Source organism: Salinisphaera shabanensis E1L3A (genome assembly GCF_000215955.2).
GTDB lineage: Bacteria > Pseudomonadota > Gammaproteobacteria > Nevskiales > Salinisphaeraceae > Salinisphaera > Salinisphaera shabanensis.
In genome coordinates this window covers 110,411-131,552 of sequence record NZ_AFNV02000010.1, presented here as the reverse complement: position 1 = coordinate 131,552, position 21,142 = coordinate 110,411, and the positions used below count along the sequence as shown (strand labels likewise).

20 protein-coding genes and 1 pseudogene are annotated in these 21,142 nt (G+C 61.9%); 5 read left to right on the top strand and 16 right to left on the bottom strand.

What is annotated here, in order from left to right:
- The 7 genes and pseudogenes from SSPSH_RS19310 to SSPSH_RS08225 form a co-directional block, all read right to left on the bottom strand.
- Window positions 1–184: pseudogene (locus SSPSH_RS19310) on the bottom strand (type II toxin-antitoxin system RelE/ParE family toxin); the annotation flags it as partial.
- Window positions 181–393 (bottom strand): addiction module protein, encoded by a 213-nt coding sequence (locus tag SSPSH_RS08250; protein WP_006914034.1) that lies wholly within the window; start codon window positions 391–393, stop codon window positions 181–183. The gene SSPSH_RS08250 and the pseudogene SSPSH_RS19310, both read right to left, overlap by 4 nt.
- 86 nt (window positions 394–479) lie before the next feature.
- On the bottom strand, window positions 480–1,100 hold the full coding sequence (locus tag SSPSH_RS08245; RefSeq protein ID WP_006914033.1) for a class I SAM-dependent methyltransferase: 621 nt from the start codon (window positions 1,098–1,100) through the stop codon (window positions 480–482).
- Window positions 1,097–1,765, bottom strand: coding sequence for a PIG-L deacetylase family protein (locus SSPSH_RS08240; RefSeq protein WP_006914032.1), 669 nt, complete (start codon window positions 1,763–1,765; stop codon window positions 1,097–1,099). Before SSPSH_RS08240 ends, SSPSH_RS08245 begins: the two co-directional genes overlap by 4 nt.
- Window positions 1,762–2,796: an acyl-CoA dehydrogenase family protein gene (locus SSPSH_RS08235; RefSeq protein WP_152522763.1), complete on the bottom strand. Its 1,035-nt coding sequence runs from the start codon at window positions 2,794–2,796 to the stop codon at window positions 1,762–1,764. The genes SSPSH_RS08240 and SSPSH_RS08235 overlap by 4 nt, the downstream gene beginning before the upstream one ends.
- Entirely contained in the window at window positions 2,793–3,905 is a 1,113-nt protein-coding gene (locus tag SSPSH_RS08230; RefSeq protein ID WP_006914030.1) for a glycosyltransferase family 2 protein, read from the bottom strand. The genes SSPSH_RS08235 and SSPSH_RS08230 overlap by 4 nt, the downstream gene beginning before the upstream one ends.
- A 110-nt stretch (window positions 3,906–4,015) precedes the next feature.
- Window positions 4,016–5,080: a glycosyltransferase family 4 protein gene (locus tag SSPSH_RS08225; RefSeq protein WP_021031591.1), complete on the bottom strand. Its 1,065-nt coding sequence runs from the start codon at window positions 5,078–5,080 to the stop codon at window positions 4,016–4,018.
- A gap of 45 nt (window positions 5,081–5,125) precedes the next feature.
- On the opposite strand from SSPSH_RS08225, the gene SSPSH_RS08220 reads away from it, so the two are divergent.
- Both SSPSH_RS08220 and SSPSH_RS08215 read left to right on the top strand, forming a co-directional pair.
- Window positions 5,126–7,216: an HAD-IIB family hydrolase gene (locus tag SSPSH_RS08220; protein WP_021031590.1), complete on the top strand. Its 2,091-nt coding sequence runs from the start codon at window positions 5,126–5,128 to the stop codon at window positions 7,214–7,216.
- Entirely contained in the window at window positions 7,213–8,088 is an 876-nt protein-coding gene (locus SSPSH_RS08215) for a glycosyltransferase family 2 protein (protein ID WP_021031589.1), read from the top strand. The genes SSPSH_RS08220 and SSPSH_RS08215 overlap by 4 nt, the downstream gene beginning before the upstream one ends.
- Window positions 8,089–8,095: 7 nt before the next feature.
- Here SSPSH_RS08215 and SSPSH_RS08210 read toward each other — a convergent pair whose 3' ends face one another.
- The 3 genes from SSPSH_RS08210 to SSPSH_RS08200 form a co-directional block, all read right to left on the bottom strand.
- Window positions 8,096–9,241, bottom strand: a complete 1,146-nt coding sequence (locus SSPSH_RS08210; protein ID WP_006914026.1) for a glycosyltransferase — start codon at window positions 9,239–9,241, stop codon at window positions 8,096–8,098.
- Window positions 9,242–9,383: 142 nt separating this feature from the next.
- Window positions 9,384–10,073 (bottom strand): NYN domain-containing protein, encoded by a 690-nt coding sequence (locus SSPSH_RS08205; RefSeq protein ID WP_006914025.1) that lies wholly within the window; start codon window positions 10,071–10,073, stop codon window positions 9,384–9,386.
- A 139-nt stretch (window positions 10,074–10,212) separates the two neighbouring features.
- Window positions 10,213–11,415: an acetyl-CoA C-acyltransferase gene (locus SSPSH_RS08200; protein ID WP_006914024.1), complete on the bottom strand. Its 1,203-nt coding sequence runs from the start codon at window positions 11,413–11,415 to the stop codon at window positions 10,213–10,215.
- A gap of 344 nt (window positions 11,416–11,759) precedes the next feature.
- On the opposite strand from SSPSH_RS08200, the gene SSPSH_RS08195 reads away from it, so the two are divergent.
- Complete coding sequence (locus tag SSPSH_RS08195; protein ID WP_006914023.1) at window positions 11,760–12,716, top strand: NAD(P)H-dependent flavin oxidoreductase; 957 nt, start codon at window positions 11,760–11,762, stop codon at window positions 12,714–12,716.
- Between the two features lie 338 nt (window positions 12,717–13,054).
- Window positions 13,055–13,456 carry a four-helix bundle copper-binding protein gene (locus SSPSH_RS08190; RefSeq protein ID WP_006914022.1) on the top strand — a complete coding sequence of 134 codons (402 nt, stop codon included), beginning with the start codon at window positions 13,055–13,057 and terminating at the stop codon, window positions 13,454–13,456.
- Between the two features lie 327 nt (window positions 13,457–13,783).
- Here the strand turns inward: SSPSH_RS08190 and SSPSH_RS08185 are convergent, their stop codons facing one another.
- The 6 genes from SSPSH_RS08185 to SSPSH_RS08160 all read right to left on the bottom strand — a co-directional run bounded on the left by SSPSH_RS08185 (window position 13,784) and on the right by SSPSH_RS08160 (window position 19,538).
- Window positions 13,784–14,566: an enoyl-CoA hydratase-related protein gene (locus tag SSPSH_RS08185; RefSeq protein WP_006914021.1), complete on the bottom strand. Its 783-nt coding sequence runs from the start codon at window positions 14,564–14,566 to the stop codon at window positions 13,784–13,786.
- A gap of 18 nt (window positions 14,567–14,584) precedes the next feature.
- Window positions 14,585–15,043 carry a MaoC family dehydratase gene (locus SSPSH_RS08180; RefSeq protein ID WP_006914020.1) on the bottom strand — a complete coding sequence of 153 codons (459 nt, stop codon included), beginning with the start codon at window positions 15,041–15,043 and terminating at the stop codon, window positions 14,585–14,587.
- A 97-nt stretch (window positions 15,044–15,140) separates the two neighbouring features.
- Window positions 15,141–16,091 (bottom strand): electron transfer flavoprotein subunit alpha/FixB family protein, encoded by a 951-nt coding sequence (locus SSPSH_RS08175; RefSeq protein WP_006914019.1) that lies wholly within the window; start codon window positions 16,089–16,091, stop codon window positions 15,141–15,143.
- On the bottom strand, window positions 16,088–16,834 hold the full coding sequence (locus SSPSH_RS08170) for an electron transfer flavoprotein subunit beta/FixA family protein (RefSeq protein ID WP_006914018.1): 747 nt from the start codon (window positions 16,832–16,834) through the stop codon (window positions 16,088–16,090). The genes SSPSH_RS08175 and SSPSH_RS08170 overlap by 4 nt, the downstream gene beginning before the upstream one ends.
- An 82-nt stretch (window positions 16,835–16,916) precedes the next feature.
- Window positions 16,917–18,566, bottom strand: coding sequence for an electron transfer flavoprotein-ubiquinone oxidoreductase (locus SSPSH_RS08165; RefSeq protein WP_006914017.1), 1,650 nt, complete (start codon window positions 18,564–18,566; stop codon window positions 16,917–16,919).
- Window positions 18,567–18,752: 186 nt separating this feature from the next.
- Window positions 18,753–19,538 (bottom strand): SDR family NAD(P)-dependent oxidoreductase, encoded by a 786-nt coding sequence (locus SSPSH_RS08160; RefSeq protein ID WP_040607790.1) that lies wholly within the window; start codon window positions 19,536–19,538, stop codon window positions 18,753–18,755.
- A gap of 266 nt (window positions 19,539–19,804) precedes the next feature.
- Between SSPSH_RS08160 and SSPSH_RS08155 the strand changes: the two genes are divergently transcribed.
- Window positions 19,805–21,073, top strand: coding sequence for a branched-chain amino acid ABC transporter substrate-binding protein (locus SSPSH_RS08155; RefSeq protein ID WP_006914015.1), 1,269 nt, complete (start codon window positions 19,805–19,807; stop codon window positions 21,071–21,073).
- The last annotated feature ends 69 nt before the right edge of the window (window positions 21,074–21,142 follow it).

Below are 21,142 nucleotides of genomic sequence, written 5' to 3'. Positions count from 1 at the left end.
ACCCATGTGAAACGGCAACACGCCCTAGGGGATAAAGCCTCGGTTCCTTGGAAATCTGCCCGAATGCTCGGACGGCTTCATCGAGGAATTCTTGACCTAATCCTGGGCGTTGCTTCGCATACCACGCGGCCGCATCTTCAAGGTCTTGTTCTGCTTCAGGGCGCACGCATAGCCGCGAGCTCATAACCGCGTGCGAATATCTGCCACGACGTCGTCTGCGGGACGGCCGGGATTACGATCAAGTTCGTATGCGTCCAAGCGGCGATCCAGCTCTTGCCGCTGCGCGTTAGACAAGGCAAGCACGCCCTGGTCCGCCGCGATACTATCCCAGAGTTCTTCGACTAAATGAATACGCTGTTCGACCGAAAGATTGCGTAATGTCGATGTATTCATGGCGGCATCCTGCTAATTGAATTTCATCCGAAATCGCTTTCCAGAACATAACGTATTTTGCCGTTCGGCCACCAATTCAAAAGCGATCAAACTAGACGATCTGCCGGCATAGCGTTGCCCGCCACGCGATACCCATCCACCCGCCAGCGGCGATTACGGAATGGCCGCACTCGGGTTGTGGGGAGTTTGAGTGCCTTGATAAAGCGTTGGTGAATGCCCGCAGTGCGCTGGGTGTTATCCGGGAATTCGATCTGGTGATGGGCGAGTACGAGCCGGGCGCCGGGGGCGAGGGCGCTGGCCACGTCGCGGGCGAGGCGTTGCATGGCGCGGTGATCGAGGTAGTAGAGCAGTTCGGCGATGACCACGGCTTCGAACCGGTGGCCGGGCAGTGGTGCGGGCAGTTCGATTTGCCAGGCCTGGGCGTGGGGGGCGTTGGCCAGGGCCTGACGGGTGAGTTGGGTCGCGCTCGCGCTGCCGTCGCAGGCTTGTAGTTTCAAGGCGCGGCGGGCAAGCGCCTGGCTGTTGGAGCCGTTGCCGCTGCCCAGTTCGAGGATGCGAGCGATCGGGCCATTGCCGAGCGCACGCAGAATGCATTGGCGTTTGATGGCTTCGTCGCGTGCGGTGAATGTTTGCCAGGGGTCCGGGCCGGCGCGAAACTTGGCTTCGAAGCCGGCGAGATCGATCGCTCTACGGGTCGCGGATTTCATGGTCGGCTGCCAAAACGTTCGACGGGATGGCCAAACCGCACGCACAGGTCGCGGCTGATTTCGAAGCCGTCGGCATCATCGACGAGTTGGCCGAACTGGCTTCGATAGAGTTTGAGTGCTGCCTGTTTCATCGCCGCATGGGTTCGCAATGGCCGGCGTACAATGCGCCCACGCGGTCGCGGGCGGTGCGGTTCGATACGCGGCCAGACGAGATACGACAGGCGTGTGATTGAGTCGGGCCAGGCACGCTTCACGGCCGCCGCGACGGCGCGGTGATCGGCATGGTTGTCGTTCACCGACGGGGTCACGATCAGATCGGGCCGCGGCCGCCGGGCAAGATCGCGCGCCAGGCGGGCGATGGTCGCTCGGCCCTGGAAACCCAGGTCGCCGTCCGGGTAGCCAAGAAAACGCAGATCCTGACGGCGGATGCCGGCGCGGCGCAGCACGCGCCGCGTTTCGGCGTAGCGGGTATCGCGAAGACGCGCCCGCGGCCAGCGTTGACTCTGCGCATGGGAGGCGCCGCCGTCGGTGACCAGCGTGACGTCGACGATCGCGCCGCGCGAACGCAGGGCGGTAATCAGCCCGAAAGCGCCGATGGCTTCGTCGTCCGGGTGCGGGGCGACGACGTGCGCGCGCACCACGCGGTTGAGATCGAGGTGTCTCAAAGTGAGAGTTCGATATGGCGGGCGGCCGCGGCCGCGCCGGTTTTCACCCGTTGCGCGTCCGGCGCGGGCTGGCGCAGATAGACCATCAGATCGGCCATGTGGCCACATAGCGCGTCGGTCTCGAAAAACGCCGACAGGCCCACGCATTGCTGGGCAAGCGTGAGCGCTTGTTCGCCCACATCGAGCACAACGCTGCGCGCATTCGCAACCAATGCAGGATGCGTTTGTGCATCCGTTTCGTACAGGCGCGTGGCGGTGCGCTCAACGATCGCCGCAGCACTGTCGGCCAGGCCGAACAGGCGCCCGAGCCGTGCGGCCTGGTGCGGGTCGCTTTCGCGCTCGCGCATGACGAGATGCCGACGTACGCCATCGAATAGGCCAGCAATACCGCCGGCATGCACGGCCACGAATCGCAGCGCGCCGGCGCTCAACCAGGGTTCGCGTTCGTAGTCGCCGAGCTTGCCGATACGCATATCGTTCGCGGTCAGCGCTGCGTTTCGCCAGCGCACAAGATGCGTATGCGAACGCTGCATGCCCAGCACCTGCCACCAGCGTGTATCGATATCGGGCGGCGTATGCGCCAGATCGACCACCAGCAACTGTTTGCCGGGGCCGTCGGCCACATCGGCGGTCACCAGTGCATGCGTGATCAGCCCTGCGCCGGAGGCGAATGCCTTGCCGCCGTCGAGTCTTCCGTCATCGAGTCGCAGGGCTTCGCCGGCCAAGGGTGCATTCCATACGCCAAAACGTGCGCCGTGGCGTGCGGCGTCGTGCAGGCGCTTGGCGGCGTCGGCTTCGCCATAGCGATGGATAATCTGCAAGGCATCGATATGGCCTTCGAACAGTCGTCCGAGTGCCAGGTCGAATCGTCCGGCTGCGTAGAGCCGGCGCAGCAATACGCGATAGCGTTCGATATCCAATGGGTCGCCAAGTTCGAGCCCGTTTTGCAGACAAGCGATGCCCTCGGCCATGTAGGTACGGTCGTCGGCGTTGCGATCGAGAATGGATAAATCGGGCGGTGCATCGGTCATGCGTTCGGACATCCGTGGGCGGTTTCCAGTAGAGCGAGGCGTTGTTCGGCCGTATCGAGTGCCAGTTCTTCGCCATTCGTGGGTTCGGGCACGACGCGCATGACGAAGCTTTCGGCGCTCGTGCAGTCGTCAGCGAGCGTGCGCAGTTCGTTGACCGGGCGTCCAATGCGCTCGGCCAGGGCGAACGCGATCGTGTCGTCTTCGAGATCGTGGAACGCGCGGCGTGCCTGTGCGCCCCGGCGGTAGCGCTCCAGGGCAGCATCCGGATTCAGGACCGCGGGCATATCGCACGTGGCCTGGCGAGCGCGCAGCGTATCGGCCAGGCCGTCCACGGCACGCCCGGTCACGCGCGAAGAGGTCGCCACGCGTACGGCACGATCATGTCGTACGCGATGGCCGGCTTCGCGCGCGGCGGTCACCAGACGCACGTCTTCGTGGGTGGCGACCTCATCGAAGCCGCCCAGCGCGGCATAGATGTCGGCTCGAAAACCCAGGCTCGCGCCCCCCTGTGATGGGTGTGAGGGCGCGGGATCGTGGCCGAGCGGGTCGACGGTGCGCTGCAGACAACGCAGACGTTCCCAATAATGCTCCACGCGTCGATGCATATCGGTTGCCGGCGCATCGGGGCGTTCGATATAGCCTGCGACGACATCGGCCTCGCGCAGTGCCTTGATGCTGGCTTCCACCCAGTCGGGCGCCGGAATGGAATCGGCATCGGTGCTCAGCAGCAGTTCGATATCGCCGGGCTGACGCGTTCCAGCCAGCGTTTGTGCGCCCAATGCCATGGCGGCACGGCGTGCGCGGCCGGCGCTGGCTTGTGATTGGCGCTCGATGCGTGCCGTGACCAACGTGTAGTCGAGCAGAGGTTGACGCGCCTGCACATAGGTTTCGCCGCCATCGGCGCAGCCGTCGAACAACAGGCATACGATGAAGCAATCCCGGCTCACACTTTGCTGTGCGAAGGATTCGAGCAGGGCTGGCAGCGACTCGAACTCATCGCGCACGGGTACGCAGATGGCGACGCGGGTGCGTGCAGCACAGTTCATGGCTTGCAACGGCAGGTTGTACGAGGCAGTCGCTGTGAACCCACGCGGGATACGCTCACCCATGAGGCTTGCTTGATTCGCTCGGCATAGGCGCCGATGGTAGCGCCTGCCTGCAAATTCGGTAATGCGTAGTAATGCGGGCGTTTTTTCGCATACGCGCTAGGTAATCGCACTCATCTCTCGGCGAGCAACTGACGATAGATCGCCACGTAATCGCGGGCCATGCGCTCGGCGGTGAAGCGCTCGAGAAAGCGCGCGCGGATTGTGCTGCGGTCGAGTTCGGGCAAACGCGCGACGGCGTTCACGGCTTCATCCATGGTTTCGACAATGAAACCGGTCACGCCGTGTTCGACCACTTCCGCTACCGCGCCGTTGTTCCAGGCGATGACCGGGGTACCGCAGGCCATGGCTTCGATCATCACCAAGCCGAACGGCTCGGGCCAGTCGATCGGAAACAGCAGCGCGGATGCGGCCGAAAGCAGCTCGCGTTTACGGGCATCGTCCACGCCGCCGACGTGTTCGATCGCGCCGCCCAGCGCCGGTTGTACGTGGTGTTCGAAATAGTACGGATTTCCGGGGTCGCGACTTCCGGCTAGTTTGAGTGCATGTTCGCAACGTCTGGCAATCTGGATCGCTCGGTCGGGACGTTTCTGATCGGTCATGCGGCCGATGAACAGCAATGCCTGTTCCCGAGCGTTTTGTTGCGGCTGGCCGAAGCGGGCCGGATCGAGCCCATGCGTGACAATGCCGCGGCAGTTGGACGGCGGTATCGTACGGGCCTGGCTTGCAGAGATGGCCGCGACAGGCAGATCGGGAAAGGCAGAGAAGAACAGTTGTCGGTCGAGTTCGTCGGTACGCCAGTGGATGGTGGTCAGGCTGTGTTTGCGTCGCTCGCCGAGCAGCGCGGCATGAAAGAACTCGCCGTGGCAGTGCACGATATCGAAATCGGCCAGGCGTTCGCGCAGCTGCTCCATGAGGGCGGCTTCGAGTACACCGGGCAGGCCGGGCGGGACCTGGCCGTCGCGGGCCTCGAAGAAGGCGAGACTTTCGAGCGCGCTCACGCAGGGCAGGTCGAGATCGCTGTCGGCGCTTGCGAATACCGTGACTTCGTGGCCAAGCGCGTGCAGCGCGTAGCTGAGGTCGACGACGATACGCTCGGTACCGCCGGCCTCGCGCGCGGGCAACGGCAGGATAAGCGGTGAGATCTGCGCGATACGCAGCGGCCGGTTCGGGGTCATGGCACGGGGATGATGGTTCACGGCGACACAGGATATAGCGCGCCCATGTTTATCATGCACATCGCCCTGCAGGGGTGTCTTAGAGCCCACGATGTCGAATACGGCCTGACCGCCGATACCGGCGGGCATATTCGTTATTTGCTGGAACTGGCCCAGGCCTCGGCCCGCGATCACGATATCGAGCGTATCGATATCGTCACCCGCGCGTTCGATACGGATTTTACCGGCGGCGACTATCGCAGCGGCCTGGAATACGTGAGTCCGAAAGTGCGGATCATCCGCCTGCCCACGCCCGACCCGGCCTATCGCAGCAAGGAAGACCTCTGGGATCAGCTACCCGCGTTCAGCGATGCGCTGGTCGACTATATCGGGACGCTGGCGCGCGCGCCGGATGTGCTGCATGCCCACTATGCGGATGCTGCGCATGTGGCAGCCGACGTGAAACAGCGCCAGGGCATTCCGTTCGTGTTCACCGCGCATTCACTGGGCCAGCCCAAGCGCGATTACGCGGCGGCCGCAGCGAATACACCCAGCGCACAGGCGAGTAGAGCGTTGGATCGCCGCATTCACACCGAGAACCAGGCGTTGCACGATGCGAGTCTGGTGATTGCCAGTTCGCGCGATGAAGCCGAGCTTCAGTACGCACAGTATCCGGACTACGAGCCGGGCCGTATCCGCGTGATTCGTCCGGCCAGCGATTTGCAGGCCTTCGCCCGCTCGCAGCCGAATGACCGGGTACACGCCTTGCTGTCGCGTTTTCTCAACGAACCCGACAAGCCGGCGCTGCTTGCCATTGCTCGACCGGTCACACGCAAGAACCTGGCGAGCCTGGTCCGTGCCTATGGTGAGTCTCCCGAATTGCAGGCGCAGGCAAATCTGGTGATTCTTGCCGGCGGTCGTCAATCGCTGGATGCGCTCGAACCCGAGATCGCCGATAACCTGCGGGAAATGCTGGAGCTGATCGATCATTACGATCTCTATGGTCGAGTGGCCTATCCCAAACAGCATCACGGCGCCGACGTGCCGGCTTTTTATGCCTGGGCGCGCGAGCGCGGGGGGCTGTTTGCGAATGTCGCGTTCAACGAACCCTTCGGGTTGACCCTGCTGGAAGCCGCGGCCGCGGGTTTGCCGGTCATCGCCACCGATTCCGGTGGCCCGAACGACATTATCGAGCAGTGCCACAACGGCGTACTGGTCAACCCGTGCTCGACGCATGCGATCGCATCGGCCGCGACGGCGCTGTTCGACGATCGCGAGCGCTGGCTGGCGTGTCAGGCCGGTGGCCGCAAGGCAACGGCCGTGTTTGATTGGGCGCGCCATGTCGATTATTACCATCGTTTGCTCAACCGCCTGTGTGGTGTTGGACCAAAGCGTGCGCCGGTCGAGCGGGCGTGTCCCGATGCCATGCTGGTCTGCGATATCGATGGCACGCTCGTCGGTTGCTCGCAGGGGGTGACACATTTCAATGCCTGGCAGGCGAGTCAGTCACGGTTGCGTTTCGGTGTGGCCACCGGGCGCAGTTTTCACAGTGCGCTGTTGATTCTCGAGCAGTCGGGCATCGCCTGGCCGGATTTTCTGATCACCTCCGTCGGCGCCGAGATTTATCGGTTGGCGCCGGACGGCGTCGCCTATGTTCGCGATACGCGCTGGGCGGAGCAGATCGATCGCGGCTGGGATCGAGCCGCGGTGGCCGATGTGCTCGACCGCGTGCCGGGCCTGATCGCCCAGTCGCCGCTGGAACAGCGTCCGCACAAGATCAGCTATCTGTGCGATTCGGGTGACGACATCGCCCCGCGCCTGCGGGCACAGCTTGCCGACAACGGGCTCGAAGCCCGGGTGATTCATAGCAACGATCGCTGTGTCGACGTGCTGCCGGTTCATGCGTCGAAAGGGGCAGCGGTGGCCTATCTGGCCGACGATACCAACACCCACCACGAACGCGTCTATGTGGCCGGGGATTCGGGTAACGACCTGGAAATGCTGCAGACGCTGCCGTGCGCGATTGTTGTGGCCAACTATCGAGACGGCCTGAACAAGGCAGCGGGACTGGGTCACGCCTATTTCGCTCGAGCCACCCACGCGCGGGGCGTGATCGAAGGCGTAGCGCATTTTCAGGCCCAGTGCCACGTGTCGTGAAAACGAGCGTACTTACGCTTGTACGCGGTCGGCATGCCCACTTGATCAACCTGATGCACGGGCTCAACGCCCAGTTGCGCCCGCCGGACGAACTGATTATCGCCTGGATGCAGACGGATATCGATGAAGATCTGCCGGCGACCGATTTCCCTGTCCGGCATATCCGGGTCGCCGGTACCGATCTGCCGCTAGCGCGTGCGCGCAATTTCGCGGCTGAGTGCGCGGGCCACGAAGGGCTTATCTTTCTGGATGTCGACTGTATTCCCGCGCCGGAGCTGGTTCGCTGCTACCGTGAGGCGTTGGCAAATCAGGCCGGTCTGTTCATGGGGGAGGTGCGTTATCTGCCGACCGATGCCGTTCGCGTCGATGCGGCGGGTGCGCTTGATTTTGAGCGCCTGAATCGGTTGGGCGAAATTCACCCCGCGCGGCCGGCCCTTGGTAGCGATGCGCCCATACCGGAAGGCGATCCCGGTCAGCTCTGGGGATTGTCGTTCGCGCTACGGCGTAGCGATCACGAGCGTGCCGGCGGCTTCGACGAAGCCTATGAAGGCTACGGCGGTGAAGAAACCGACTATGCATGGCGCCTGGCCGCGGCCGGGGTCGATTTCTACTGGTTGGCCGGTGCACGGGCCTGGCACCAGCACCATCCGTTGTATCGCCCGCCGTATCCGCACTTCGATGCCATCGTTGCCAACGCGCGGCGTTTTCATGCGCGGTGGGGGCGTTGGTGCATGGATTATTGGCTGGGTATGTTTCGCGATGCGGGCTTGGTCGAATGGTCGCCTTCGGCCCGCGATATCGTGGTGCTTCGACAACCGACGCCTGCCGAGATCGACAGCGCCCGCCTGGACGGTGAGGTCCGCTACGGCTAGACGCGGGCTAGCTGCCGGTCGCAGCAATCGTCATGGGATGTGGCGAACGAGTGTCGTCGTGACGCCATAGCGTGTCTACGCGCGACTGGAGCCAGCCCGCAGCACGCGCGGCGGCGTCCGGGTCGTGGAGCCCGCGCTGACAGTCGGTATCGAGCGCGCGGGCGCGCGCCAGCAAATCCACCCAGCCTTCGAGGCCACCCGGCCATTGGGGCAGATGAATGGCCGCGCCGAGCTCGGCGAGGGCTTCGGCCTTGCGTTGTTGTTCGTCGAAATAGCGCCATTCCGGCGCGCAGATGAAAGGCCGGCGCGCGCGCATGACTTCATGCACGGTGTTGTCGCCCGCCGAGGCGATGACGATATCGGCCGCTGCGATGTAATCGCTGGTATGCGATACCCAGCCGTGGTTGATGAGGTTCGCGAAATCGGTTTCGTGGCCCTCGCAGTGCAACGGGCCGACGGTTACGAACAGCGTATCGGGCGCCGCGCGTGCGGCGACCGTCAGCGGCGCATAGGGCGTGCCGGCACCGCCGCCGCCGGTGATCGCGACCACGATTTCCCGATCGGCTGGCAAGCCGAGCGCCCGTCGTGCCGCGCCGCGATCGTCACGGCGTTCGCTGCTCGTGCATAGGCCGCCGCTGTAGAAGGTCTTGGCACGCGCCCAGTCGGGATAGTCGGGCTGTTCCAGCCGTGCATCGAACGGGGCGAGCATGCCGGCACAGGCATCGTAGGCGGCGAGATGGCCGGCATCGCCGCGGTTGCCATGCATACGAATCTTGATCGCCGGCACGCTGGCGATGCGCGAAAGCAGCGCCAGTTCGGCCGAGACATCGATGACGAACAGGCCGGTGTCGCGATCGTCCAGATGGTCGAGAATACGGCGCATGGTCTGGCGCATCGAGGGCAGCCCCAGCGGAACGCAATGCATGACCGATGGCGTGGGCTGATCGTAGAGCGCGGGCGTGGGTACGGGCGCGCCGATCATGTTCGGCAGGGCGACGATCTCGATATCGCGCTCGAAGCCGTCGAACAAGGACGGGTCGGCCGTGAGCACGCTCACCGGTTGCGTCGCCGGCAGCTCACGCACGATCGCCATCGTGCGCTGGGCATGTCCGCGCCCCTGGTGATGAACGAAAAAACTGATCGGCTTGGCCATGCGGGAATCGGGTAGAACCCGGTATCACCGGGAAAGAACCTATCGCGCTATGATCTGCGTGGCGAGCGTTTTCGGAAACCGTAGTTTCCGGTATTTAAACGAATTAGCTGTGCCGAATATTCCGATGTAGCGACTGAGTTAGTTACCAAGCCTCAGGTTTCAAAATAGGCTTGCCTTTCCGATTGGTTATGGATCGAGGAAGTTGGGCGGATGCGAGTTCGTCTTCTTTAAGTTGGCGCCGTGTCCAGTTGGCCAAAGCGTCAAGCTGCCCGCTACGGCGATTCGAGCGTTCTCTAGAGGGTAATAGTAGACCCCGGACAATGTCGGGAAAGTCGTATTTGAGCATTGTTAGCGCGGGTGCAAGATCGGAATCGTTGCTTACAAGCACGATTTGATCGACACGTCCGTGGGTAGCGTCGCGGTACATATGCAGTCCGATGTTGACATCGGTTTGTTTCTCTTCGAGAACCATTACTCGCGCAAGTTTACAGTCCTCTAATAGCCGTGCTTTTTTGACCGTGGTTGCGTGATAGCCGTATATAACTTCAGTCGGCCCGGAGGGCGCGAATGCGAGAGCGTTGTGATAACGGCGTTGGCGATCCGGTGAGAGTGGGTCGGAGGCGTATCGGCCCAGGATCGGTGCCGTAAAGAACTTTACCGCTAAAAGTTCGAAGGCGGGGTTTGGCGCAGAGCTTAGAATGACTTGCTCTAACAATTGTCGTATGTCGAGCCACTTGAAGCGGCTGCGCGTAAGCGCCGAGTAGTAAAGGTTGTAGCCATCGATATAAGCGATGGTGCGTAGCGGTTGGAGCGAGCGAGAGGACAAATCCATGTGGCTCCACAAAAGAAAAAACCGCCCGAAGGCGGCTTTTTCGCCCCGAGGCGCGAGTCATGTCGCGCTGCGCCAAGGGGTAGGTTGGATATAAGTATTCAACAAACGGTTGATTAATGCAATACGTTACTCAAGTTCGTTAGAACACCTCGAACAGGCCGGCCGCACCGATGCCGCCGCCGACACACATGGTCACGACCACATACTTCGCGCCACGACGCTTGCCTTCGATGAGGGCGTGGCCGGTCATGCGGGCGCCGGACATGCCATAAGGATGGCCGATGGCGATGGAGCCGCCATTGACGTTGTACTTGTCCGGGTCGATGCCGAGATAGTCACGGCAATACAGGCACTGACTGGCGAACGCTTCGTTGAGTTCCCACAGGCCGATATCGTCGACCTTCAGGCCGTAGCGTTCCAGAAGCTTCGGCACGGCATAGATCGGGCCGATGCCCATTTCGTCCGGGTCACAGCCGGCCACGGCCATGCCGACATAGGCGCCCAGCGGTTCCAAGCCGCGACGCTCGGCTTCGGCGGCTTCCATGAGCACGCTCGCCGAGGCGCCGTCGGACAGCTGCGAAGCGTTGCCGGCGGTGATAAAGCGACCTTCGCTGATCTGCTGGCCGTTCTTGAACACCGGGTTCAGGCCCTGCAGACCTTCCAGCGTGGTGCTCGGACGGTTGCCTTCGTCCTTGTCGAGCGTGACTTCGACTTCGCTGATTTCGCCGGTCTGCTTGTCCTGCTGCTTCTTGATGGTGGTCAGCGGCACGATTTCGTCGTCGAACTTGCCGGCTTCCTGGGCCGCGGCCGTGCGCATCTGCGACTGGTAGGCGTATTCGTCCTGCGCTTCGCGCGAAACGTTGTAGCGATCGGCCACGACTTCCGCGGTTTCGAGCATGGACATGTAGATGTCCGGCCGATGCTCGACCAGCCACGGGTCACGTGCACGGAAGGTGTTCTGGTGCTCGTTCTGAACCAGCGATACCGATTCCAGACCACCGCCCACGACGACGTTCATGCGGTCGTTGACGATCTGCTTGGCGGCGGTGGCGATCCCCATCAGGCCCGACGCACACTGGCGGTCGATGGTCATGCCCGGTACGGAGGTCGGCAGCCCGGCACGGATCGCACACTGACGGGCCACGTTCTGGCCCGTGGAGCCCTGCTGCAAAGCTGCGCCCATGATCACATCGTCGATGTTTTCGCCTTCGAGCTTGGCGCGCTTGAGCGCATGCTCGATCGCATGGCCCCCGAGCGCCTGGGCCTGGGTGTTGTTGAATGCGCCGCGATAGGCCTTGCCGATCGGCGTGCGGGCGGTGGAAACGATGACTGCTTGTCGCATGGGACTCCTCGATTGTTCTTGCGGTAATGGCCTGATGTGTTGTTCTCGGCCCATGACCTTTGGCCAGGATTGCGCGACGGCGGAGCCGCGCCGGGCAGAAGACCGCGATTAAGGCCGTTGTAAGTTTTTCGAAACGGCCTTTCGAAAAAAGCCGTGTCGCAGTATGTTGAGCCGCTCAAAAGGCGTCAAGCGACGTGCGCGCTGTCGTCTGACGATCAATCGCGCGAGGTGATCGGGCCTTGTATGACGGTATCGCAGCATATTGCCATCGCGTATGTTACACGCAGTGAACGATCGTTCGGTATCGTTTGCAACACTTTCGCAAGAACAACAAGGGAGTCTTCATGTCGCTGGTCGATCAACTCAACGCCCAGATGCGTCTGCCGGTCATCGGTTCGCCGATGTTCATTCTGTCCAATCCGGATCTCGTGATCGCGCAGTGTATGAGCGGGGTGATCGGCTCGTTCCCCGCGCTCAACGCGCGGCCGGCCGACGAACTACCGGTCTGGCTCGAGCGCATCACGACGACGCTCGACGAGGCGCGTGCGGCCGACCCGCAGGCCAGGATCGCGCCGTTCGCGGTCAACCAGATCGTGCACGCGTCGAACGATCGTCTCGAACACGACCTGAAGGCCTGTGCCGACTTCAAGGTGCCGCTGATGATCACCAGCCTGCGCGCGCCGCATGCCGCGGTGGAAGTGGCCCACGACTACGGCGGCCATGTGTTCCACGACGTGATCAGCGTGCGCCATGCCGAAAAGGCCGTGGAAGCCGGCGTGGACGGGCTGATCGTGGTCTGCGCGGGCGCGGGCGGCCATGCTGGCACGCTCAGCCCGTTTGCGCTGGTGTCTGAGATTCGCCAGTTCTGGGACGGCCCGCTGATCCTATCCGGCTCGATCACACGTGGCGAGCATATTCTGGCCGCCCAGGCGATGGGTGCGGACTTCGCCTATATGGGCACGCGTTTCATCGCCAGCGCCGAGGCCAATGCGGTGGAGGAATACAAGGCGATGGTCACGCAGTCCACGGCCAAGGATGTGATCTATTCCAATCTGTTCACCGGCGTGCACGGTAACTATTTGCGCGGCTCGATCGAGAATGCCGGGCTGGACCCGAATGCGCTGCCAGAATCCGGCAAGGAAGCGATGACGTTCGGCAGTGATCGCGAGAAGAAAAAAGCGTGGAAGGATATCTGGGGCGCAGGCCAGGGCGTGGGCAGTATCGACAGCGTGCTGCCCGCGAGCCAGATCGTGGATCGCCTGGTTGCGGAATACGACGCGGCGCGCAAGCGGGTGGCTTGATCCTAAGCGGGCGCGTGGCGCCAGCGACTTGCAAGCACGCTGATGCGTTGGGGCAAAGCCTTCAGCGCACTGCTGGCGGTTCGATCGCGCGCCAACGCCGGGTGATTCCAGGCGCTGAAAACCGTTTGTCCGGAATCCATGCGCCGGTGTGAGTTCGAAATTCGAACTCGCGTCGCGCTCATGGCAGCCGGGCCGGCAATCTCCGTAGGACTGCTGATATACGCTGCCTGTCGGGTTCGTTTCCATGCCGATTCAACAGCCGCTGCCCACACCGGGTAGCGGCGACGAATTTCCCGCCAGCGCAAAGCCTGCGTTGGCGAACGAAAAGGAACCAAGCCATGCAAGCAGAAGCCATGCTCAAGACGCATCCGAACCCGCTGTCGGTCCAGAAGCAGTTGGTCGCCTGCGTCGAAGCCTGTTTCGACTGTGCTCATCACTGCACCGCCTGTGCCGACGCCTGTCTCGCTGAAGACAACGTGGCCGATCTGCGCGGCTGCATCCGTACGGATCTCGACTGTGCCGATATCTGTAATACGACCGCGCGTGTATTGTCGCGCCAGACCGCGTTCGGCGAATCGCCGGCGGCCACACAGGTGAAAGCCTGCCGTGACGCCTGCCAGAAATGTGCAGCGCATTGCGAAGGCCACGGCGATCAGAACCAGCACTGCGCCCTGTGTGCCGAGGCCTGCAATCGCTGCGTGAAAGCCTGCGATGACCTGCTGGGCGAGATTGATTCGTAAGGCATAAGGCCAAGACTCGATCGGAGCACGGCGCATTGCGATGCGCCGTGCTTTTTTTTGGGTATCGTCAGCGCTAGATAAAACGAGTTCGACAATCCGGGCACTGCTGGTTCGGGCATGGCAAGCATGTATGCGCCGTACGGCTCAGCCGCATCGATCTGGCGTGGCTTGCGCTCGCCGGGCAGCCATTGGGTGGGCAACCTATTCACGCGTTGATTCGAATCAGGCTCTGACGATATGCGTCGTTGAGACGTCACGACTATGATCGTGAACATAAAAAAGCCGCTTCGGTATCGAAGCGGCTTTTTTCGTCGAGGTGGTGGTTCTCTATTTCTTGCGCTGCAAGAACTTGTTCATGATGGCGCGCACTTCGTCGGAAAAGAGCCGTTCGCTGAAGTGCTCGATTTCTCGTTCGATATGCCCGCCGAGATCGTCGCTGCCCATACCCTGGCGTAACAGCTGTTTGCTCAGGCGTACCGCTTCCGGCGGTTTGGATGCGAGTTTCTCTGCGATGGCCGTGGCCCGGTCGGCCAGTTCGGCGTCCGGTACACGGTAGGCGATCAGACCCATGCGCAGCGCTTCTTCGGACTCCAACGTATCGCCGGCCAGCAACAGACGTGCGGCGTTCTGGCGGCCGACCAGGGCTGGCAGAAGCAGGCTGGAACCGGCCTCGGGTACGAGTGCGAGATCGATGAAGGCGGTATAGAAACGCGCGCTTTCGTTGGCGATCACGAGATCGGCGTGCAGCAGCATGGTGGTGCCGATACCGGTGGCCTGGCCCTGTACCGCGATCAGGATCGGCTTATCGAGGGCGATCAGCGCCTTGATGAACTTCATCGCCGGCCCGCCGCCGCTTTCCGCGCGGCTTTCCGGCGTGGCGTTGGCGAAATCGCCGATATCGTTGCCGGCACAGAACATGTCGCCGGCGCTATCGATGAGTAGGGTGCGTACGTCGTCGTCCGTACGGGCATGGTCGGCCACGCGCTGCATGTCGGCATACATGGCGCCGGTGAGCGCGTTGCGCTTATCGGCGCGGTCGATGGTCAGACGCAGCACGCCGTTGGTCTGGGTAGTGCGGATATAGCCGCTTTCGAGTTCGGGTTGGGTCATGGGGCAATCCCTTTGCTATTAGAAAATGATGAGCGACAGCGACTGCGCGATACAGGCCGGCTTTTCGCTGCCTTCGATTTCGATAGTGACCGTGTTGTGCAGCATGTAGCGGTTTTCGCCGCGCGGCTCCACGGCTTCGAGCTTCTGGCGGGCGCGTACTTTTGAATCCACCGGCACGGGGGCGATGAAGCGTACCTTGTCGAGGCCGTAGTTGACGGTGGTGGTCACGCCTTCGATACGACGAATCTGGCTGGTGAGCTGCGGCAGCAACGACAGGGTCAAAAACCCGTGCGCTATGGGCGCGCCGAACGGGGACTCGCGCTTGGCGCGCTCCACGTCGACATGGATCCACTGGTGATCTTCTGTCGCATCGGCAAATTTGTTGATTCGGGCCTGGTCGATCAGCAGCCAGTCGCTGACGCCGATTTCTTCACCCACCAGCGCCTGCAAGGCGTCTATGTTTTCGATGATCTGCACGGCATTCTCCTCTCGCGCGCATTAAAAAGCCGGTAGGCACGACGCTCGCAAGCGAGCGCCGCGCGTACCGGCCGATAAGCCATGCTCGACGCTGCGGTCAGCTGACGGCTTTATCGAGTTCCGGGATGATTTCGAACAGATCGCCGACGAGGCCGATATCAGCCACTTCGAAGATCGGTGCTTCTTCATCCTTGTTGATGGCCACGATCGTGCCCGCGTCCTTGATACCGGCCAGATGCTGGATGGCACCGGAAATACCGAAGCACATGTACAGCTCGGGCGAGATGATCTTGCCGGTCTGGCCGACCTGCATATCGTTGGGTACGAAGCCCGCATCGACGGCCGCACGCGAGGCGCCTACGCCAGCGCCGATCTTGTCGGCGAAGTCGTAGATGATCTTGAAGTTCTCTTCGCTGCCGACGCCACGGCCGCCTGAGATGACTTTCCCGGCCGTCTGCAGGTCGGGGCGGTCGCTCTTGGCCTGTTCGAGATTCACGAAGCGGGTATGCGACGGGATCTCGGCGTCGAACGACGTGGTTTCGATTTCAGCATTGCCGCCCTCGGCCGCAGCCGGGTAGGAGGCACAACGCACCGAGGCGACCAGCGTCTGATCTTCCGGTGCCTTGACCGTGATGATCGCATTGCCGGCATAGATCGGACGGTCGAACTCGTGCGCGGAATGCACGGCCATGATGTCGGTGACCATGGCCACGCCCAGTTTGGCCGCCACGCGCGGCATCAGGTCCTTGCCGAAGGTGGTGTTCGGGCCGAGCACATGACTGTACTCGCCGGCCTTGGCGGCCGCGGCGATCTGCGGCGCGAGTGCCGCAGCGGTCGGGTGCTTGTTGGCGTCGTTATCGGCCTGCAGCACCTTGGTCACGCCTTCGAGCTTGGCGGCTTGTGCCGCGATATTGGCGCCGTCGTCGCAGAGCACGAGCACGTCGATCGCGGTCGGGCTCATTTGCTGCGCACAGGTGACCGCGCGGGCGGTCGACTGGATGAGTTCGCCGTTGAGATAGTCAGCGATGATCAGAATCTTGTTGCTCATAGCAGGCCCTTTTCCTTGAGTTTGCTCACCAGTTCGTCGACCGATTCGACCTTGATACCGCCGCCACGCTGCGGTGGGGCCATGGTCTTGACGGTTTCGAGCATCGCGGCGCGTTCCACGCCGAGATCGTCGAGACTGGTGTCTTCGATCGGTTTCTTCTTCGCCTTCATGATGTCCGGCAGCTTGAGATAGCGCGGCTCGTTCAGACGCAGGTCAGCGGTGATCACGCCGGGCAGGTCGATATCCAGCGTTTCCAGGCCGGCGTCGATCTCGCGGGTGACCTTGGCGGTCTCGCCGTCGAGTTCGATTTCAGAAGCGAACGTCGCCTGTGGCCATTCCAGCAGGGCCGCCGTCATCTGGCCGGTCTGGTTGGAGTCGTCGTCGATCGCCTGTTTGCCCATGAGAAAGACCTTGGGCTCTTCCTTCTTGGCCAGCGCTTCGAACACACGGGCGGCAGTCAGCGGCTGGACCGGCTCGTCGGTCTTGACGTGGATCGCACGGTCGCAGCCGAAGGCCAGCGCGGAGCGTAGCTGTTCCTTGGCGGCTTCCGGGCCAATGGTTACGGCCACGACTTCGTCCGCGCTGCCGGCTTCTTTCCAGCGCATGGCCTGCTCGACGGCGATTTCGTCGAACGGGTTCATGCTGTGCTTGACGCCGTTCTCGACGACGCCGGAGCCATCCGGCTTGATCTGGATGCGCACGTTGTAGTCGATCGCGCGCTTGACGCTCACCAGTACTTTCATGTGTCGGTTCTCTTGTCGCTATGTCTTTTAAAAATACCCGGTCGCCGCGACTCGCTTCTAGCGCGCTCCGCAGCGCCCGTGGCTACATTGCCGAGTATTTCGGTCCGCCGCCGCCCTCCGGCGGTACCCAGGTAATGTTCTGGGACGGATCCTTGATATCGCAGGTCTTGCAATGCACGCAGTTGGCAAAGTTGATCTGGAATCGCGGCTTGCCGTCGTTGTCCTCGACCACTTCGTACACGCCCGCCGGGCAGTAGCGCTGCGCGGGTTCGGCGTACTTGGGGAGATTGTGCTCGATCGGAATCGACGGATCGGTCAGCTTGAGGTGACAGGGCTGGTCTTCCTCATGGCCGGTGTTCGACAGGTGCACCGACGACAGGATATCGAACGATAGCTTGCCGTCGGGCTTGGGATATTCGATCTCGGTGCACTGCTCGGCCGGTTTGGTGGCCGCATAGTCGGGCGTGGTGTCGTGGAAATTCCACGGCGCCTTGCCCTTGAACCAGTTCTGCTCGATATAGTTGAGCGCGCCGCCCTTGAAGGTGCCGAACTTGTGCAGTGAGGCGCCGAAGTTGCGGCTGGCGTACAGCTCTTCGTACACCCAGCTGTTCTTGAACGCCTCGGTATAGCCGGTCAGCTCGTCGCCGCCTTCACCGCCGTTTGCCAGCGCATCAGCCGCCGCTTCTGCTGCGAGCATGCCCGACTTCATGGCGGTGTGGTTGCCCTTGATCTTGGCAAAGTTCAGCGTGCCGGCATCACAGCCGATCAGTACCGCGCCCGGCATGGTCATCTTCGGCAGCGAGTTCAGCCCGCCCTTGGTAATCGCGCGCGAGCCGTAGGATACGCGTTTGCCGCCTTCAAGATACTGGGCGATCTTCGGGTGATGCTTGAAGCGCTGGAATTCCTTGAACGGCGACAGATATGGGTTTTCGTAGTTCAGGTCCACGATCAGCCCGACTGCCACGCGGTTGTCTTCCAGGTGATACAGGAACGAACCGCCACTACCGGAAAGGTGGAGCGGCCAGCCTGCACCGTGGATCACCAGGCCCGGCTCGTGTTTCTCCGGATCGATCTCCCAGATTTCCTTGAGGCCGATCCCGTAATGCTGCGGGTCGACGTCTTTATCGAGTTCGAATTCGCGAATCAGCTGCTTGCCGAGATGGCCGCGGCAGCCTTCGCCGAAGAGGGTGTACTTGGCGCGCAGTTCCATACCGGGGACATGACTGTCCTTGGGTTCGCCGTTCTTGCTGACACCCATTTCGCCGGTAATGATGCCCTTGACCACGCCGTCTTCGACGATGGGGCTCTGAGCGGCAAAACCGGGATAGATTTCCACGCCTAGCGATTCGGCCTGTTCGCCGAGCCAGCGGCCAAGCTGGCCGAGGGAGATGATGTAATTGCCTTCGTTATGCATCGGCGCCGGCACGAAAGCATTGGGCATCTTCGAAGCCTTGCTTTCGCTGGTGAAGAAATAGATTTCGTCACGTGTGACCGGCACGTTCAGCGGCGCACCGTTTTCTTTCCAGTCGGGGAAGAGTTCGTTCAGCGCACGCGGTTCGAACACCGCGCCGGAGAGCAGATGGGCGCCAACCTCCGAGCCCTTTTCGACGATACAGACCTCGAGTTCGGGGCTTTTCTGCTTGAGACGACACGCAGCCGACAGGCCCGCGGGGCCCGCGCCCACGATGAGCACGTCGTATTCCATGACGTCGCGTTCGGTTTCTTCACTCATATAGTTTTTGCTCTTGACTGGCTCGTCACACCACGAGGAGCGCGGAACCGTCGGTGGAAACGGCCGTAAGCGCTCGGCAACGAGCGAAGGGCGCCATGATGGCACCGTTGTTTACGAGTCGCCATCCCGCGCGTTGACCGACGCTGCGCGCCGGTTTTGCGAAATAGGACCCCACTTGCGACATGATCAGACCTTCATGCCCGGCATGTTCAGCGATGCGGTATTGCCGCCGTCGACCGGCAGGGCCTGGCCGGTGATGAAACTGGCATCATCGCTGGCCAGAAACGTAATCGCGGCGGCCAGTTCTTCGGGCCGACCATAGCGGCGCAGTTCGCAGCGCGTGCCGAGCTTGTGGGTCTTGTCGTTGGCTTCGGCATAGTCGAAGACCGGCTTCGTCATGCCGGTTTTGACCAGGCCCGGGCAAACCGCGTTCACGCGCACATTGTACTGGCCGAGATCGCAGGCACTGGTCTGAGTGAGATTGATCACGGCAGCTTTCGAGGCGCTGTAGGCGTTGCCGCCCGCGCCGGAGCGCACGCCGGCCACCGAGGCCGTGTTCACGATCGCGCCGGCGCCGGCGTCACGCATATGCCGGCTGACGGCACGCGTGAAATGCATGGTGCCAAACAGGTTCACGTCCACGACATCGCGCCAGGTATCCAGGTCGTTGTCGGTTACCGGCGCATAGTCGCCGCCAGCGATGCCAGCATTGTTGCAGAGTACGTGGATGGCACCATGGTCGGCCGCAACACGATCGACCAGAGCCGTCACGTTCGGTTCGTCGCGCACATCCAGCGCCGCGATTTCGTGGCCGCTGCCGGAGAGTTCGTTCAAAACGGCTTGCAGAGCGCTTTGCTCGCGGTCGACGAGTACGACGCGCGCGCCTTCTTGCGCAAAACGGATAGCGCTAGCGCGGCCGATGCCACTTGCCGCACCGGTAACGATTACTGTCCGGTTTTCGAATCGTTTCATCATCGCCGCCGTCATTATTATCTCCTTTAATCGCGCGTGGAATTCTACACAAGGCCCGGGGGGCGTCAATGTCGGTGAAACTGTGTTTCATAGTCTCATGAACGATCGTTCATATGGTTCGGATCTCTGGGCGCGCTATTGATAGTGGTATGCAACACACAGTTCTGGCGCTGCTGATCGGAGGGTGCTAGGTTCAATCCAACGATGTGCGAGGCATCGATAACAAGTGGCAAAAAGCCACGCTAAAACAAACCGGAGGAGACGCAATGAAGCACTACAAGGGGCTCGTGCGACGAGCCGTTGCCGCGGTGGGCATTGCTGCCGCACTGGCGGTACCCGCGATCGGCAGTGCGGCCGATGACACGATCAAGATCGGCTATATCGATCCGCTATCAGGCCCGTTTGCCAATGTTGGCGATGCCGGGCTCAAGCATTTCAAATATCTCGCCGAGCGCATCAATGCCGATGGCGGCATTCTGGGCAAGGACGTCGAGATCATCGGTTACGACAACAAGTCCAGTGCACAGGAGTCGTTGCAGATTCTGCGTGAAGCGGCCGACGAAGGCGTGCACTACGTCACCCAGGGTAACGGTTCGCATGTCGGTGGCGCGCTGGTCGACGGTGTGGAAAAGCATAATCGGCGCAACCCCGACAACCGTATGGTTTTTTTGAACTATGCAGCGGTCGATCCGGCATTGACCGGTGAAAAATGCTCGTTCTGGCACTTCCGTTTCGACGCCAATAGTGCGATGAAGCTCCAGGCCATTACCGACTACGTGGCCGAACAGGAAGACATCAAGAAAGTCTTCCTGATCAACATGGACTATTCGCATGGCCAGGCGATTTCGCGTATCGCCAAGGAAATGCTCAAGGAAAAACGCCCCGATATCGAAATCGTCGGCGATGTGCTGCATCCGGTCGGCAAGGTAAAGGACTTTTCGCCCTACGTTTCCCAGATCCAGTCGTCGGGCGCGGATACGGTGATCAGCGGTAACTGGGGCAACGATCTGTCCCTGCTGGTCAAGGCCGGCTCGCAGGCGGGTCTGGACACCGATTGGTACACCTACTATGCCGGCGGCCTGGGTACGCCGACAGCGTTGGGCAAGGCCGGTGCGGGCCACGTGAAGATGGTTACCGAGTGGCAGGAAAATCTGGTCGAGGACTACGACGCGCCTGAGCTGCGTGAAATCCTCGAGGAATTCGAACAGCGCTACGACGGCATCGAGTTCTACTACCTGCGTATCAAGACCGAAATGGACATGCTGCAAAAAGCCATGGAAGAGGCGGGATCGACCGAGCCGTTGGCCGTCGCCCAGGCGCTGGAAGGCATGACCATGGAAACGCCGTTCGGCACCGTGACCATGCGTGAGCAGGATCACCAGCTGCTGCAGCCGCTGTTTATCTCGACCTTCTCGGAAGATTATCCGAAGTACGACTCCGAAGGCACGGGAATCGGCTGGGTGATGGACGCCAAGCTCGAGGCTGCGGATACCGCGGTCGACAGCGTTTGCGAAATGAAGCGCCCGTCGAGCTGATCGAAAAACGATCTCGCCTGATCGGTGGCCGGCATGCCTGCGCATGCCGGTATGACGGTAGCGAGGCCC